The organism is Mesorhizobium sp. M0340, from assembly GCF_040321535.1.
Lineage (GTDB): Bacteria > Pseudomonadota > Alphaproteobacteria > Rhizobiales > Rhizobiaceae > Mesorhizobium.
The window spans coordinates 15520-31519 of sequence record NZ_JAMYRR010000002.1 but is presented as its reverse complement, the minus strand read 5'-3'; the positions used below and the strand labels follow the sequence as shown (position 1 = coordinate 31519).

Sequence of the window (16000 nt, the reverse complement as noted above, 5' to 3'; positions counted from 1 at the left end):
CTGGCGAAAAAACAATTGACGCAAAAATGTTTTTTCACGATAAAAGACATTATATGTTAAGAGCCGCGTGTCAATCCGCTCGCGCACCCAGGAACACACCCAGGAAGCTCCCGTGAACGCCGCAAACAGCATTCTTCTGTCTCCCGCCGACAATGTCGCGGTCGCCAATGGCCGCATCGAGATCGGCACCGTGCTGCCGGGCGGCGCCGTCGCCGCCGCGCTGATCGAGCCGGGCCACAAAGTGGCGATCAAGCCGATTGCGGCCGGCGAAGCCGTGGTCAAATACGCCCAGGCGATCGGCCGCGCCACGCAGGACATCGCGCCTGGCGAGCATGTCCATTCGCACAATCTGGTCTTCGAAAGCGGGCGTTTGCCGGTGGTGCCGCCGAGCGAGGCAGTGCATGCGACCGAGGCCGACCGCGCCCGCACCTTCATGGGCTACCGCCGCGCCGACGGCCGCGCCGGGACGCGCAACTTCGTCGGTATTCTCGCCAGCGTCAATTGCTCGGCCACCGTCTGCCACGCCATCGCTGACGCGGCGAACCGCACGCTTCTGCCGCAATATCCGGGCATCGACGGCTTCGTCCCGATCGTCCACGGCCAGGGCTGCGGCATGAGCGCCACCGGCGACGGCATGATGGTGCTGCACCGCACGCTGGCCGGCTATGCCCGTCACCCGAATTTCGGCGGCGTGCTGATGGTCGGGCTCGGCTGCGAGGTCAACCAGCTCACCCTCTATGGCCAGAAGGGCGTTGCCGCGGGAAAACGCCATTTCAATATCCAGGAAGCCGGCGGCTCGCGCAAATCGGTCGAGAAGGCGCTGGTCGTGCTGGCCGAGATCGCCGAAGAGGTCGGCAAACTTCAGCGTGAGCCGATCCCGGTCAGCGAGATCGTCGTCGGCCTGCAATGCGGCGGTTCCGACGGCATGTCCGGCATCACCGCCAATCCGGCGCTGGGTGCCGCCGTCGACATCCTGGCCGGCGTCGGCGGCATCGGCATCCTCTCCGAAACGACGGAGATCTACGGCGCCGAGCACCTGCTCGCCTATCGCGCCGCAACCCCCGAGATCGCCGCCAAGCTCGACGGTTATGTGAAATGGTGGGAAGACCACGTCGCCAAGCATGGCGCATCCATCGACAACAATCCCTCACCGGGCAACAAGCGCGGCGGCCTGACCACCATCCTGGAAAAGTCGCTCGGCGCGGTCGCCAAGGGCGGCCAGACGCCGCTCAACGGCGTCTTCGGCTATGCCGAAAAGGTCACCGGGCACGGGCTGGTGTTCATGGACACGCCCGGCTACGACCCGGTCTCGGCCACCGGCCAGGTGGCGGGCGGCGCCAACGTCATCGTCTTCACTACCGGCCGCGGCTCCTGCTTCGGCTGCCGGCCGACGCCGTCGATCAAGGTCGCCAGCAACTCGACCATGTACCACGCCATGGAAGAGGACATGGACGTGAATTGCGGCGTCATCGCCTCGGGCGAAAAGACCATTGCCGGCATGGGCCGCGAGATCTTCGAGCTGATCGTGGAGACAGCTTCGGGCCGCAAGACCAAGAGCGAGGAATTCGGCTACGGCGACAACGAGTTCGTGCCGTGGCACCTCGGCGCGACGCTCTAAGCCTTACCGTCCGGGAAGTCGCGAGCGCCTGACGTGAACGCCAGGTGTCACAGTTCGTACACCGCCAAAAACGAATGTACATTCCATATTGACTGGTTGATGGAATTAATATTCCATGCGGGATATTGAAGCAGATTGGCAGCGGAGTTCCGACAGAAAAAATCTTCCATCCAGCCATTCGAAGCGGCCATCAAACAGCGCTTGCGCCGACCGAGATGATGCACTATCAAAACACGGTAAATGTTTTTTATTGATAAAGTTCCGTTTGGGCCGCGCCATCCGAATGGAGCTTCCGTAACATTCACCGGGCGACTTAGGGAGGACTCCTAATGAAATTCGTGACCAGCATTCTCAACCGCCGCGCCTTCGTGGCACTCGCAGCCGCGTCGATGCTTGCCGGCGTGATGCATTCGGCTCCGGCATCCGCGGCCGACGTGACCATTCCGATCATCGTCAAGGACACCACGTCCTTCTACTGGCAGATCGTTCTGGCCGGCGCCCGCAAGGCCGGCAAGGATCTCGGCGTCAACGTGCCGGAGCTCGGCGCCCAGGCCGAGACCGACGTCAACGGCCAGATCTCGATCCTCGAGAATGCCGTCGCCGGCAACCCGGCGGCCGTCGTCATCGCGCCGACCGAAGCCAAGGCGCTCGGCAAGCCGATCGATGAGGCCGCCACCAAGGTCAAGATCATCGGTATCGACTCCGGTGCCGACTCCAAGGCCTTCACCTCGTTCCTGACCACCGACAACATCCAGGGCGGCCGCGTCGCCGCTGACGGCCTTGCCGCAGCCATCGGCGAAGCCAATGGCGGCAAGGTCGAGGGCGACGTCGCCCTGATCACCGCGCTTCCGGGCGCCGGCTCGCTCGAACAGCGCGCCCAGGGTTTTAAGGAACAGCTCGCCGCCAAATATCCCGGCCTCAAGCTGGTCGCCGACAAATACGCCGACGGCCAGGCCACCACCGGCCTCAACATCGCCACCGACCTGATCACCGCCAACCCCAACCTCAAGGGCATCTTTGCCTCCAATCTGATCATGGCGCAGGGCGTCGGTCAGGCGATCGCCGAGAACAATCTTGCCGGCAAGGTCGCGCTGGTCGGTTTCGACAGCGACGAGAAGCTGATCAAGTTCCTCAATGACGGCGTCATTTCGGCTCTCGTCGTTCAGGATCCGTACCGGATGGGCTATGACGGCATCAAGACGGCGCTCGCCGCCTCGAAGGGCGAGAAGGTCGAGGCCAATGTCGACACCGGCGCCAACCTGGTCACCAAAGCCAACATGAAGGATCCGAAGATCGACGCGCTGCTCAACCCCAAGCTCGACTGAGCATCGCCACAAGTGAACTGTTTCCGGGGCCTTTGCCCCGGAAACATCCCACTCGCGCCAATCGTCAGGCCATCTGGCGGGCCAATCTGGGAGGATTGTCATGATGTCGACGGCGCAGGAACTCCATCCGGCCCCAACGCTGGAACCGGGCAGGACCATCCTAGAACTCCGCGGCCTGGAAAAACGCTATCCCGGCACCCACGCGCTGAAGCCGGTCGACCTCGCCTTCAAAGCCGGCGAGATCCACGCCATCGTCGGCGAGAACGGCGCCGGCAAATCCACCCTGATCAAGCTTCTGACCGGCGTCATGCCGCGCACCTCCGGCGACGTCATCTGGGAGGGCAAGCCTGCCGCATTGGCAACGCCGCATGAGGCGATGGCACTCGGCATCAATGCCGTGCATCAGGAAGTGGTCCTGTGCCGCCATCTCACCGTCGCCGCCAACATGTTCCTCGGCGAGGAGGATGCACGTTTCGGCATCCTGCAGCAGCGGGCGATGGTCAGGCAGGCGCAGAAGATCATCGACGACCTAGGCTTCGACTTGCCCGCGCATGTCATGCTGGGTGACCTGACCATCGGCCAGCAGCAGCTGATCGCCGCCGCCCGCGCCACCGTGCGCGGCACCAAATTCCTGATCTTCGACGAACCGACCGCCTACCTCACCCGCAAGGAGGCCGACCAGCTGTTCACGCTGATCCGCCGGCTGAGGGGCGAAGGCGTCACCATCATCTACATCAGCCATCGCATGGAAGAAGTGTTCGAACTCGCCGACCGCGTCTCAGTGCTGCGCGATGGCACGCTGGTCGGCACCAGGAACATTGCCGAGACCAATGACGCCGAGTTGGTCAAGATGATGATCAACCGCTCGATCGAGCAGGTCTACCACAAGGAGCATTTCACCTTCGGCGCGACCATCGTCGAAGCGAGGAACCTGTCGGGCAAGGGCTTCGAAAATGTCTCGATGTCCGTCCGCGCCGGCGAGATCGTCGGTCTCTATGGCCTGATCGGCGCCGGGCGCAGCGAGTTCGTCACCACGCTCTATGGCCGCCACCGCAAATCGGCCGGCCAGATCCTCTGGGAGGGCAAGGAGGCCAAGGTCAATTCCGAACATGACGCGATCAGGCTCGGCATGGCGCTGGCCCCCGAAAGCCGCCGCGACCAGGGCCTCTGCCTCAACCTGCCGGTCGGGCTCAACCTCAATCTGCCGATCTACAAGCGCATCTCGAGCAATCTGCTGATCTCGCGCGCGCAGGAAAAGGCGCAAGCCGATCGCCAGATCGCTGACCTGCGCATCAAGACGCCAACACGCAGCGCCCTGGCCTCCAGCCTGTCCGGCGGCAACCAGCAGAAGATCGTCATCGGCAAATGGCTCGGCCACGGCGCCAAGCTGTTCATCTTCGACGAGCCGACTGTCGGCGTCGATGTCGGCACCAAGGCCGAGATCTACCGCCTGTTCGGCGCGCTGCTATCCAAAGGAGCCGGCATCATCCTGATCTCGTCCTACCTGCCCGAGGTCTATGAACTCGCCGACACGCTGCATGTGTTCCGGCGCGGCAAGCTGGTGGCTACGCACGGGTTTCGGACCGCTGATCACGAGGAGATCCTCACCCAGGCGCTGGCCGAGAAACAAGAAAGACCGGGAGGACGGATATGAGCACGGAGGCGATCGCTGCCGAAAGGCCGAAACGCAACTACAACGCCCTGTTCGGGCTGACACTGCTGGCACTGCTGGTTCTTTTGTGGGTCATCCTGTCGGTGGCGACGCCGAGCTTCGCCTCGGCCAACAACATCTCGAACCTGTTGCGGCAAGGATCGATGATCGCCATCCTGGCGGTCGGCCAGACCTTCGTCATCATCACCGGCGGCATCGACCTTTCCGTCGGCGCCGTGGTCGGCTTCGCCACCGTCATCGTCGCGATGCTGATCAACGCCGGCACACCGGTTTTCCTGGCCATCCTGATTACCTTGCTGGTCGGCGTCGCCATCGGCATGTTCCATGGGTTCGGCATCGTCAAGATGGGCCTGCCGCCCTTCATCATCACTCTGGCGACGCTGACCTCGCTGCGCGGCATCGGTCTGTTGATGACCAACGGCAACTCGATCTCGATCAACAACGATGCCTTCCAGACGTTCTCGCGCAGTTCCTTCGTCGGCGTCCCCAATCTGTTCTGGATGGTGATCCTGGTCGGCATCCCGGCCTACATCTTCCTGCACCACAGCCGCTGGGGCCGCTATCTGTTCTCGGTCGGCTCCAACGCCGAGGCGTCGCGCCTGTCAGGCGTCAACGTCCAGCGCACCATCTATATGGCCTACACGCTGTCGGGGCTGTGTGCGGCATTCGTCGGCGTGCTGCTTGCCTCGCGCATCGGCATCGGCAATCCGACACAGGCCGAGGGCTGGGAATTGCAGGCGATCGCCTCCTCGGTGATCGGCGGCACCTCGCTGTTCGGCGCTGTCGGCTCAGTGCACGGGCCGCTGCTCGGCGCCTTCATCCTTGCCACCATCAACAACGGCGCCAATCTGCTCAACGTCAACGCCTTCTGGCAGCGCATCATCACCGGTGTGCTGATCATCGTCATCGTCTATTTCGACGGGCTGCGCCGCCGCGGCAAATAGACCGCCTCCCCACAACCGCCGGCCTCGCGACAGCAGAGCCGGCGGTGCCATGAACCGACTGGATTGAAGCATGAAAGCCGTCGTCTGCCGCTCGCCCGGCGAACTTGTCCTCGAAGATCGTCCGGCGCCTGGCGCGCCGCCAGCCGGCTGGGCGCTGGTCGCCGTCAGCCATGTCGGCATCTGCGGCACCGACTATCACATCTTCGAAGGCAAGCACCCGTTCCTCGCCTATCCCCGCATCATGGGCCACGAAGTTTCCGGCACCGTGATCGAGGTTGGTGAGGGCGTCGATCTGGCAATCGGCGAACCGGTGGTCGTCAATCCCTATCTCGCATGCGGCAAGTGCATCGCGTGCCGGCAAGGCAAGCCGAATTGCTGCGTCAGGATCGAGGTGCTCGGCGTCCACCGCGACGGCGCCATGTGCGAGCAAATCCCGGTGCCGGCGCAAAATCTTTATCCGGCAAACGGCTTGTCGCTGGCCGATGCTGCTGCCGTCGAATTCCTGGCGATCGGCGCCCATGCGGTGCGGCGCTCGCTGGCTGATCCAGGTGCGCGCACGCTGGTCATCGGCGCCGGCCCGATCGGGCTCGGCACGGCGCTGTTCGCCCGCATCGCCGGGCTCGACGTGACGCTGCTCGACATGAGTGCGGAGAGGCTGGGGTTCGCCGAAAGCGAACTCGGCTTCGCGACCCTCGACGGCTCGCAGGGTGCTGCTGCGGACCTGGTGCGGCAAGCAACCCACGGCGACGGTTTTGACATGGTTTTCGATGCCACCGGCAACACCCAGTCGGTGCAGTCGGCCTTCGCCCATGTCGCGCATGGCGGGGCGCTGGTCCTGGTCAGCGTCGTCAAGGACGACATCGCCTTTTCCGATCCCGAATTCCACAAGCGCGAGATGATGCTGATCGGCAGCCGCAACGCGCTGCGTGCCGATTTCGACCATGTCGCCGCCTCGATCCGCAACGGCGCGGTGCCGTTGGCAAAGCTCGTCACGCACCGCACCACGCTTGGCAAAACGCCGCACGATCTTGCCCGCTGGGCGCATGAGAAGTCCGGCCTGATCAAGGCGGTTATCCAGGTCGGATGATGCCAGGGCTGGCGCATCTCAGAGCGCCGATAGTTTGAGCTCGATCCGCTCGGCCGGGAAGCGCGACTCCGAAAACTGGATCGGCTGACCGTCGGGCGTGACGTTAACGGCGACCGTCACTAGCACGATGGCGCCGGGCTGCAGGTCGAGGTCCGCAAGGTCGGCGGCATCCGCATGGCGCGCCGACAGCACCGTCGATTGCCGCAGATAGTCGTCAATGCCGAAACGTGCCAGCGATGCGGTGATCGAACCGGTTTCCGCCATGGCAGCATCGATGCCGGCAAAGCGCCTGGCATCGAACCAGCCGGCAGCGCGGGACACCGGCATTCCATCGGCTTCGCCGCGCGTTTCCAGACGTATCACGTCGGCCCCCTTTGCAAGGCCTAAGCTCTCTGCCACACGACGGTTGGCAGGCTCGACCGATGATGCAAGCAAGGTGATATGCCGCTCGGACGCCTGTCCTTGCAATCCTTCGGAAAAGCGGGTGCGGGCGCCGATCGGATATGACAGCCGCCTGCGCGACAGCACGAAGGTGCCGCGCCCCTGCTCTGCCCTGAGCACACCCTCCTGCACCAGCGCTGCAATGGCGCTGCGGACGGTGTGGCGGTTGACGCCATAGCGCTCGGCAAGTGCCACCTCCGGCGGCAACGCCGCATTTTCGGGAAAATCGCCGACGGCAATCGAATGCAGGATCTGATCGGCGATCTGCCGCCACAGCGCGACACCGCTGCGCCGCTCGATGCTGTTGGCTTGTCCGATCATTTTCTGCCCCAACCTTTGCGCCCCCTCTTCTCGCCCTGTCATGCACCCGTCATAGACACGCATTAGATAATAGGTATAATTTGTATAATTGTCTATATCAATAGACAAGTGTCGATGCAAGGGAGTGTTAACCATGCGAGGACAGGAAGCGCGCGATCAGGCTGAGCGCAAGGCCGTTATGACAACGCTGGCGCAATCGACCGGCGACGATATCGTCCGTCTGTGGAACGAAGCCGGCCTGCCTTCTGAGGCGGAACTCCTGCGCGGCCCCGAAACCGGCCTGGTGACCGTGCGTGGCCGCATCGGTGGCGGCGGCGCGCCGTTCAACGTTGGCGAGGCGACGGTCACCCGCGCCACCGTCAGGCTCGCCTCCGGACAGGTCGGCCACTGCTATGCGCTCGGCCGCGACAAGCAGAAGGCAAGGCTGGCGGCAATCGCCGACGCGCTCTGGCAGGACCCGGCTCACCGCAACGAGGTCGAGGCCAGGCTCGTCGCGCCCTTGCGGGCGGCACTGGCCAAGGCCCGTGACCAGCGCCGCGCCGAGACGGCGGCGACCAAGGTCGATTTCTTCACCATGGTACGCGGAGAAGACTGATGGACATCGCAACCCAAGCGATCGAAGGCGGCTTTGCCGATCCGGTGTTCGACGCCCAGACGGTCTTCCGCGCAGTGATGGACGCGATGGCGCGGCCGGGCACACTGCAGCCCCTGCCGGTCTTTACCCATCCACCGACGCCGCTGTCAGCCACCGCGGGCGCCATTGCGCTGGCGCTGTGCGATAACGACACGCCGCTCTGGCTCGACCCCGCCTTGCAGGCTTCAGCGACGGTGAAATCCTGGCTTGGCTTCCATACCGGCGCGCCGCTGGCCAACACATCGGCCGACGCGCATTTCGCGCTGATCGCCACCCCGGCCGAGATGATGGCGCTCGACGGGTTTTCGCAAGGCACCCAGGATTATCCCGATCGCTCCACGACGCTGATCCTCGAGGTCAGCGATCTTGTCTCCGGCGCTCCGCTGCTGCTCGAAGGCCCGGGCATCGAGAAGACGGCGACGATCGCGCCGGCGCAAATGCCGCGCCATTTCGTCGAGCAATGGAAGCAGAACAACCAGCGCTTTCCGCGTGGCGTCGACATCATCCTCGCCACGTCCGAAGCAATTGCCTGCCTGCCGCGCACGACGCGCATCAAGATGATGGAGGCATAGGATGTATGTCGCGGTAAAGGGTGGCGAAGCGGCCATTCGCAACGCCCACAAACTGCTCGCCGACCGCCGGCGCGGCGATCGTTCGGTGCCCGCACTTCGCCTCAACCAGATCGTCGAGCAGCTGGCGCTCGGCGTCGACCGGGTGATGAGTGAAGGTTCGCTCTACGACACGGAATTGGCGGCACTCGCCATCGTCCAGGCGCGCGGCGACATGATCGAGGCGATCTTCCTCATTCGCGCCTACCGCACCACGCTGCCGCGCTTCGGCTACACCAGGGCGGTCGAAACCGGCACGATGCTGGTCGAGCGGCGCGTGTCGGCCACCTACAAGGACCTGCCCGGCGGCCAGTTGCTCGGCCCGACTTTCGACTACACCCACCGGCTGCTCGATCCCGAGCTTGCTGCAGGCGGCGAAGTCGCCGAGCCGGAGCAGCGTGCCGGCGAAGCGGAAGCCATGCCGCGCGTGTCGGCGATCCTCGCCCGCGAGGGCCTGATCGAATCCGACGGCGACATGCCTGAAGATCATGTCCCCGGCGACATCACCCGCGAGCCGCTCGAATTCCCGATGGCGCGCGACATCCGCCTGCAGGCGTTGTCGCGCGGCGATGAGGGGTTTTTATTGGCGCTCGGCTATTCCACCCAGCGCGGCTATGCGCGCAACCATCCCTTCGTCGGTGAGGTCCGTATCGGTGAGGTCGAGCTGGAGCTCGACGTGCCGGAACTGCCTTTCGCAGTGCCGCTCGGCAGTATCCGCGTCACCGAGTGCCAGATGGTCAACCAGTTCAAGGGCTCGGCCAAGGCGCCGCCGCAATTCACCCGCGGCTACGGCCTTGTCTTCGGCCAGAGCGAGCGCAAGGCGATGGCCATGGCGCTATGCGACCGCGCGCTGCGTGCCTCGGAGTTGGGTGAGGATGTCGTCGCCGCCGCCCAGGACGAGGAGTTCGTCATCTCGCATTCCGACAATGTCCAGGCGACCGGCTTCGTCGAGCATCTGAAGCTGCCGCATTATGTCGATTTCCAAGCCGAGCTCGACCTCGTGCGCCGCATGCGCGCCGAGCACGACGCCCGCGAAAACGCCGGCAAGGCCGAAGAGAAGAGAGAGGCCGCGGAATGACCGCACAACCAACCGACATCGCCACCTACAACTTCGCCTATCTCGACGAGCAGACCAAGCGGATGATCCGCCGGGCGATCCTCAAGGGTATCGCCATCCCTGGCTATCAGGTGCCGTTCGCCTCGCGCGAAATGCCGATGCCCTATGGGTGGGGCACCGGCGGTGTGCAGGTCACCGCTTCGATCATTGGTCCCCTCGATGTGCTGAAGGTCATCGACCAGGGCGCCGACGACACCACCAATGCCGTCTCGATCCGCGCCTTCTTCAAGAAGGTCGCCAATGTCGCTGTCACCACCGAGACGGCGAAGGCGACCATCATCCAGACTCGCCACCGCATCCCTGAATATCCGCTGAGCGCCGGCCAGGTGCTGGTCTATCAGGTGCCGATCCCCGAGCCGTTGCGCTTTCTCGAACCGCGCGAAACCGAGACGCGCAAGATGCATGCGCTGGAGGAATACGGGCTCATGCATGTCAAGCTTTACGAGGACATCGCCAAACATGGCCGCATCGCCACCACCTACGCCTATCCGGTCAAGGTGGAGCGCCGCTATGTCATGGACCCGTCGCCGACGCCGAAATTCGACAATCCGAAGATGCACCGTTCGCCGGCTTTGCAATTGTTCGGGGCCGGCCGCGAAAAGCGCATCTATGCACTGCCGCCCTTCACCGATGTGGTCAGCCTCGACTTCGAGGACCATCCGTTCGAGGTGCAGACCTTCGACCAGCCCTGCGCGCTGTGCGCGGCCGAGAACGTCTATCTCGACGAAGTTATCCTCGACGACCATGGCGGCCACATGTTCGTCTGCTCCGACACCGATCATTGCGAGAAGCGGCGGGCCGAAGGCCATCGCGGCCATCTTGCGCCTGAAACCCCTCTTGCCCTGGAAAAAACGGAGCCGGCCCAATGACCGACGAACCGCTGCTGCGCGTTTCGGCGCTGTCCAAATTCTACGGCTCGCGCGTCGGCTGCGAGGACGTCACCTTCGACCTCTGGCCGGGTGAAGTGCTGGCGGTGGTCGGCGAATCCGGCTCCGGCAAGACCACTTTGCTCAACTGCCTGTCGACAAGGCTACTGCCCAGCTCCGGCACCGCCAGCTACCGCATGCGCGACGGCCAATTCCGCGAGCTCTATCGCATGAGCGAGGCCGAGCGCCGCTTTTTGATGCGCACCGACTGGGGCTTTGTCCATCAGAACCCCGCCGACGGGCTGCGCATGACGGTGTCGGCCGGCGCCAATGTCGGCGAGCGGCTGATGGCGGTCGGCGACCGTCACTACGGCAAAATCCGCGCGACGGCGGTCGACTGGCTGTCGCGCGTCGAGATCGACGAAGACCGCATCGACGACGAGCCGCGCGCCTTTTCCGGCGGCATGCGCCAGCGCCTGCAGATCGCCCGCAACCTCGTCACCGGGCCGCGGCTGGTGTTCATGGACGAGCCGACCGGCGGCCTCGACGTCTCGGTGCAGGCGCGCCTGCTCGATCTGTTGCGCGGCCTGGTCACCGATCTCGGCCTGGCGGCCATCGTCGTCACCCACGATCTCGCCGTGGCGCGGCTGTTGTCGCAGCGCATGATGGTGATGAAGGACGGCCGCGTCGTCGAAAGCGGCCTCACCGACCGCGTCCTCGACGATCCGCGCGCGCCCTACACCCAGCTTCTCGTTTCTTCCATTCTGCAGGTGTGACTATGGCAACCCCGCTCGTTGTCTCCGACGTCGCCAAGAGCTTCACCATGCATCTGCGCGACGGCATCAAATTGCCGGTCGTCGCCGGCGTCTCGTTCGCGATCAGGGCCGGCGAATGCGCCGTGCTCGGCGGCCCGTCCGGCGCCGGCAAGAGCTCGATCCTGAAAATGCTCTACGGCAATTATGCCGCCGATGAAGGCCAGATCATCGTCCAGCACGAGGGCGGGCTCATCGATCTCGCAACTGCCAGCCCGCGCACCGTGCTTGCCGTGCGCCGGCTTACCATCGGCTATGTCAGCCAGTTCCTGCGCACCGTGCCGCGTGTCTCGGCGCTCGATGTCGTCGCCGAGCCGCTGGTCGAGCGCGGCGAGGAGCGTGAGGTCGCGCGCGGCAAGGCACGTGCCTTGCTGGCGCAGCTGAACCTGCCGGAAAAACTCTGGGCGCTGCCGCCGGCGACGTTCTCCGGCGGCGAACAGCAGCGCGTCAACATCGCGCGCGGCTTCATCACCGAGCATCCGATCCTGCTGCTAGACGAGCCGACCGCCTCGCTCGACGCAAGGAACCGCGACGTGGTGATTTCCCTGATCGCCGCCAAGAAGGCCTCGGGCGTCGCCTTGCTCGGCATCTTCCACGACCACGACGTGCGCGAGGCGGTGGCCGACCGTATCATCGACGTGACCGCCTTCGCCGCCGGAAAAATCGCCGCATGACGAGGAAACTGTCGGAGGCGCCGCTGATCCACGAGACGGCGGAAGTAGAGAACTCAACGCTTGGCCGCTGGACCGAAGTCGCCGAGCGCTGCCGGGTTTCGGAAAGTGCGTTGGGCGACTATTCCTACATGATGCAGGACTGCGGCGTCTGGTGCGCGACGATCGGCAAATTCGCCAACATCGCCGCCAATGTGCGCATCAACGCCACCAACCATCCGACCTGGCGGCCGACGCTGCACCATTTCACCTATCGCGCCTCCGACTATTGGGACGACGCCGAGCACGAGAGCGAATTCTTCGCCCAGCGCCGCGCCAAACGCGTCACCATCGGCCACGACACCTGGCTCGGCCATGGCTCGACCATCCTGCCCGGTGTTACTGTTGGCGATGGAGCGGCAGTCGGCGCCGGCGCAGTGGTGTCGAAGGACGTCGCGCCCTACACCATCGTCGCCGGCGTACCGGCCAAGCCGATCCGCGAACGCTTCGACCGCCGCACCGCGGAGCGCTACCAGGCGCTCGCCTGGTGGGATTGGGATCACGCCCGGCTGCGCGCCGCGCTCGACGATTTTCGGGAACTGTCGGCCAATCAGTTTTTGGAGAAGCATGGGGGTTGACGTCCCGAATAAGTCAGCCGCTCAGGCAAATGTCCAAAATAATAGAAAGAAATCCTAACGTGATAAGAATAGCACCACCAGTCTGATTTAACCTGATAAGTTCTATAATTTTTTTGTCATAACCAATATCTACAAGCGATTTGGTTTTTTCCTCAATCTTATTTGCAAAATTTATCGTAACTAGCGCAATTAAAAAAATGAGAATCATTATAATAATGGCCGCGTCGCGCCCATTTCCATAATTGTACAAGTATCCCGGTATTGGATGGTTCAAGCTACCAACCCGATATACGGACATCAAAACCAGGGCCACTGTGAAACTTATCGCAGCGACTACCCCTGCAGCATACAGCCGCAACCACTGGCGCCAACGTAGCAATTAGGAAGCCTCTCTTTGATACGAGTTTGAATCTTTATTTCAATCTTGATGATGTGCAAACCCCGGCAGAATCGCTTGGCGAGTCCTGCCTTTGATATTCTACTTCTTGGCACGGTTTTGATGTCCCTGACACATCGTCGGGGCAGAACGCGGCCTTTCCTCTGGAGATCGCAATGCCTGTTTCAGTCAAACCTTCGCTCGCCGGATACTTTGCCGGCTCGAACCTGACCCCTCCGCTGCATCTCGGCAGGCGCTACGACACCTCTGGCAATTTCCTGACCGAGCCCGGCAACACGGTCGTCTGCCATCTCGTCGACGGCTCGCCGTCCGAGGCAGTGGTGGTCGAAGTGCGTGAGCGGATGCGCGCCATGCCCCATACCGACCGGCTGGCCTTCACGCCGGTCTCCAGCCTGCACATGACGCTGTTCCAGGGCATCATCGAATATCGGCGCCGGCTTCCCTATTGGCCTGAGGATGCGCCCCTCGACACCAGCATCGACGACATGACCCGCCTCTATCAGGAACGCCTGAACGGCTTCGAAGGCCGCGGCGCCTTCAAGATCAGGGTTGTCGATGTCGTGCCGACGGGCTTGACCGTTGCCGGCGCAACCGATGAGGACGTGCGTATCCTGCGCGCATGGCGCGATGCCTTGTCGGCGCCCTTCGGATATCGGCATCCCGACCACGACAGCTACACGTTCCACATAACCTTCGCCTATCAGATCCGCCGTCTCGACGATGAAAGGATAACGCAATGGCAACAACTATTCGATGATTGCCTCTCGCTGCCGTCCGTCAGACTCCAGTGATCGAGCTGCTGCCTCCGGCATTTTGCAGCTTCAAGGACATGAAGCATTTCGAGGAGCTTCTTGTCCTGGGCTGATCCAAAGGCGCGCGGATGAATTCCCCGGGCGAGGCGTACCTGTGGGCAGTAACAAAACTGACATCGTTCCGACACCGCAGGTTCATGCGGCTGCGCTAGCGAGGGTTAACAGACCTTCAATTGCGATTGGACTGGAGCCTGCACCATGTCAGCTACGCTCGAAATCCGCGGCGTCACCCGCCGGTTCGGCAAGAACACCGCCGTCAGCAATGTCGACATCGCGATCCCGCACGGTCAGATGGTCGGCATCATCGGCCGTTCCGGCGCCGGCAAATCGACGCTTCTACGCATGATCAACCGCCTCATCGATCCCAGCCAGGGATCCATCCTGTTCGACGGCGTCGAAGTCTCCGGGTTGCGCGGCTCGCCGCTCCGGCGATGGCAGCGCGACTGCGCCATGATCTTCCAGCAGTTCAATCTGGTGCCGCGCCTGGACGTGCTGACCAATGTGCTGCTCGGCCGGCTCAACCACCGCTCGACGCTGTCCAACCTGTTCGGCATGTTCTCGCGCAGTGAATGCGCCGAGGCTGTTGCGGCCCTTGAGCGTCTCGACATCGCCCGCACCGTACTGCAGCCCGCCGGCACGCTTTCCGGCGGCCAGCAGCAGCGCGTTGCTATTGCGCGTGCCATGATGCAGCAGCCGAAGGTGCTGTTGGCGGACGAGCCGATCGCCTCGCTCGATCCGCTCAACGCCAAGGTGGTGATGGATTCGCTGCAGGACATCAATTTGCGCGAAGGCATCACCGTCATCACAAATCTGCATACGCTTGATACGGCCCGCAACTATTGCAGCCGTATCATCGGCATGGCCGCCGGCAAGGTTGTCTTCGACGGCCCGCCCGAAGACCTCAACCGCGAGGCCGTGCGCATGGTCTACGGCGCCGACAGCAATGGCGGCGAAATCTCCGAGGCCATCACCTCGACCAGCGTCGCCATCAAACAGAAAATCGCTGCATCCGCCGGACCGCTCGAGCCCGTATTCCCTGGCTACTGAGAACGGCCTGATCGCCCGCCCGCGTCAAAGGCACTCGTCAAAAGTTCGAACGCTCCGGCGCGAAGCCGGAACCAACAGGAGAGAGATAATGTTCAGGAAGATGGTTTTTGGCGCGGTTTCATTGCTCGCCATCGCAACAAGTGCCGCTCACGCCCAGGATATCAAGGAATTCCGCATCGGCATCCTTGGTGGTGAAAATGAAGCGGACCGGCTGCGCAACTTTCAGTGCCTCGCCGATCACCTGAAGTCCGAATTCGGCTTCGAGAAGGTCTCGCTGTTCCCGGCCGCCGACTATGACGGCGTAATCCAGGGCCTGCTCGGCGGCACCCTCGATTTCGCCGAGCTTGGCGCGTCAGGCTATGCCAGCGTCTACCTCAAGGATCCGAACGCCGTGACCCCGATCCTCACCACCCAGCAGACCGACGGCGCGACCGGCTATTATTCGATCGGCCTGGCGCTGAAGTCGTCCGGCATCACCGACATCAAGTCGGCAAAGGGCAAGAAGCTCGGCTATGCCGACCCGGATTCGACCTCCGGCTATCTGATCCCGCTGACCCAGATTCCGAAGGACACCGGCGCCTCGAACGAAACCTTCTTCGCCTCGACCCAGTTCAATGGCGGCCACGAGAACAACCTCCTCGCCGTTCGCGACGGCAAGGTCGATGTTGCGGTTGACGACTCCTCGGGCATTGGCGACTTCAAGAATGGCTACACCTCCGGCACCTTCCACAAGGAAGTCGCCAAGGGCGCCGTCGACCCCAACGATTTCGTCGAAGTCTGGCGCTCCGGCCTGATCCCGAACGGCCCGCTGGTCGTGCGCACCGCGCTCGGTGGCGATATGAGCGCCAAGCTCGCCAACTTCTTCACCAGCCTGCCGGCCAAGGACAAGCCCTGCTTCGAGGCCATCGAAGGCGGCGATTTCACTGGCTACGTTCCTGTGAAGCCGGACTTCTACAGCGTCATCGTCGAAGCCCGCAAAGCCGCGATCGGCGGCTGAATGCAGTTGCAAAG

15 protein-coding genes and 1 pseudogene are annotated in these 16000 nt (G+C 63.3%); 15 read left to right on the top strand and 1 reads right to left on the bottom strand.

The genetic code is table 11. The features are described from left to right. Positions 1-112 precede the first annotated feature (112 nt). From NKI79_RS02840 to NKI79_RS02820, 5 genes are all read left to right on the top strand, one after another. Positions 113-1618, top strand: a complete 1506-nt coding sequence (locus tag NKI79_RS02840; RefSeq protein WP_352691122.1) for a UxaA family hydrolase — start codon at positions 113-115, stop codon at positions 1616-1618. 329 nt (positions 1619-1947) lie between these two features. After that, positions 1948-2943, top strand: coding sequence for an ABC transporter substrate-binding protein (locus tag NKI79_RS02835; protein WP_254816763.1), 996 nt, complete (start codon positions 1948-1950; stop codon positions 2941-2943). 100 nt (positions 2944-3043) lie between these two features. Next, entirely contained in the window at positions 3044-4597 is a 1554-nt protein-coding gene (locus tag NKI79_RS02830; protein ID WP_352799751.1) for a sugar ABC transporter ATP-binding protein, read from the top strand. Then, positions 4594-5559 (top strand): ABC transporter permease, encoded by a 966-nt coding sequence (locus NKI79_RS02825; protein WP_352649512.1) that lies wholly within the window; start codon positions 4594-4596, stop codon positions 5557-5559. The genes NKI79_RS02830 and NKI79_RS02825 overlap by 4 nt, the downstream gene beginning before the upstream one ends. Positions 5560-5629: 70 nt before the next feature. After that, the gene (locus NKI79_RS02820; RefSeq protein ID WP_352799750.1) at positions 5630-6646 is read left to right on the top strand and encodes a zinc-binding alcohol dehydrogenase family protein; all 1017 of its coding nucleotides are present in this window, start codon (positions 5630-5632) and stop codon (positions 6644-6646) included. Positions 6647-6664: 18 nt separating this feature from the next. Here NKI79_RS02820 and phnF read toward each other — a convergent pair whose 3' ends face one another. After that, the gene (gene phnF, locus NKI79_RS02815) at positions 6665-7408 is read right to left on the bottom strand and encodes a phosphonate metabolism transcriptional regulator PhnF (protein ID WP_352476358.1); all 744 of its coding nucleotides are present in this window, start codon (positions 7406-7408) and stop codon (positions 6665-6667) included. 133 nt (positions 7409-7541) lie between these two features. On the opposite strand from phnF, the gene phnG reads away from it, so the two are divergent. The 10 genes and pseudogenes from phnG to phnD all read left to right on the top strand — a co-directional run bounded on the left by phnG (position 7542) and on the right by phnD (position 15986). After that, on the top strand, positions 7542-8003 hold the full coding sequence (gene phnG / locus NKI79_RS02810) for a phosphonate C-P lyase system protein PhnG (RefSeq protein ID WP_352476357.1): 462 nt from the start codon (positions 7542-7544) through the stop codon (positions 8001-8003). Beyond that, positions 8003-8614, top strand: a complete 612-nt coding sequence (gene phnH, locus NKI79_RS02805) for a phosphonate C-P lyase system protein PhnH (RefSeq protein WP_352476356.1) — start codon at positions 8003-8005, stop codon at positions 8612-8614. Before phnG ends, phnH begins: the two co-directional genes overlap by 1 nt. A gap of 1 nt (position 8615) precedes the next feature. Continuing rightward, positions 8616-9728, top strand: coding sequence for a carbon-phosphorus lyase complex subunit (locus NKI79_RS02800; protein WP_352799748.1), 1113 nt, complete (start codon positions 8616-8618; stop codon positions 9726-9728). Then, a complete protein-coding gene (locus tag NKI79_RS02795) occupies positions 9725-10636 on the top strand; it encodes an alpha-D-ribose 1-methylphosphonate 5-phosphate C-P-lyase PhnJ (RefSeq protein WP_352476354.1) in 912 nt (303 codons plus the stop codon). Before NKI79_RS02800 ends, NKI79_RS02795 begins: the two co-directional genes overlap by 4 nt. Further along, complete coding sequence (gene phnK / locus NKI79_RS02790; protein WP_352476353.1) at positions 10633-11409, top strand: phosphonate C-P lyase system protein PhnK; 777 nt, start codon at positions 10633-10635, stop codon at positions 11407-11409. Before NKI79_RS02795 ends, phnK begins: the two co-directional genes overlap by 4 nt. A gap of 2 nt (positions 11410-11411) precedes the next feature. Next, entirely contained in the window at positions 11412-12119 is a 708-nt protein-coding gene (gene phnL, locus NKI79_RS02785) for a phosphonate C-P lyase system protein PhnL (RefSeq protein WP_352476352.1), read from the top strand. Beyond that, the gene (locus NKI79_RS02780) at positions 12116-12733 is read left to right on the top strand and encodes a DapH/DapD/GlmU-related protein (protein ID WP_352799746.1); all 618 of its coding nucleotides are present in this window, start codon (positions 12116-12118) and stop codon (positions 12731-12733) included. Before phnL ends, NKI79_RS02780 begins: the two co-directional genes overlap by 4 nt. Before the next feature lie 552 nt (positions 12734-13285). Continuing rightward, a pseudogene (locus NKI79_RS02775) lies at positions 13286-13995 on the top strand (DUF1868 domain-containing protein). Between the two features lie 145 nt (positions 13996-14140). Next, entirely contained in the window at positions 14141-14989 is an 849-nt protein-coding gene (gene phnC / locus NKI79_RS02770; RefSeq protein WP_352476350.1) for a phosphonate ABC transporter ATP-binding protein, read from the top strand. 88 nt (positions 14990-15077) lie between these two features. Next, the gene (gene phnD, locus NKI79_RS02765; protein ID WP_352476349.1) at positions 15078-15986 is read left to right on the top strand and encodes a phosphonate ABC transporter substrate-binding protein; all 909 of its coding nucleotides are present in this window, start codon (positions 15078-15080) and stop codon (positions 15984-15986) included. Positions 15987-16000 lie beyond the last annotated feature (14 nt).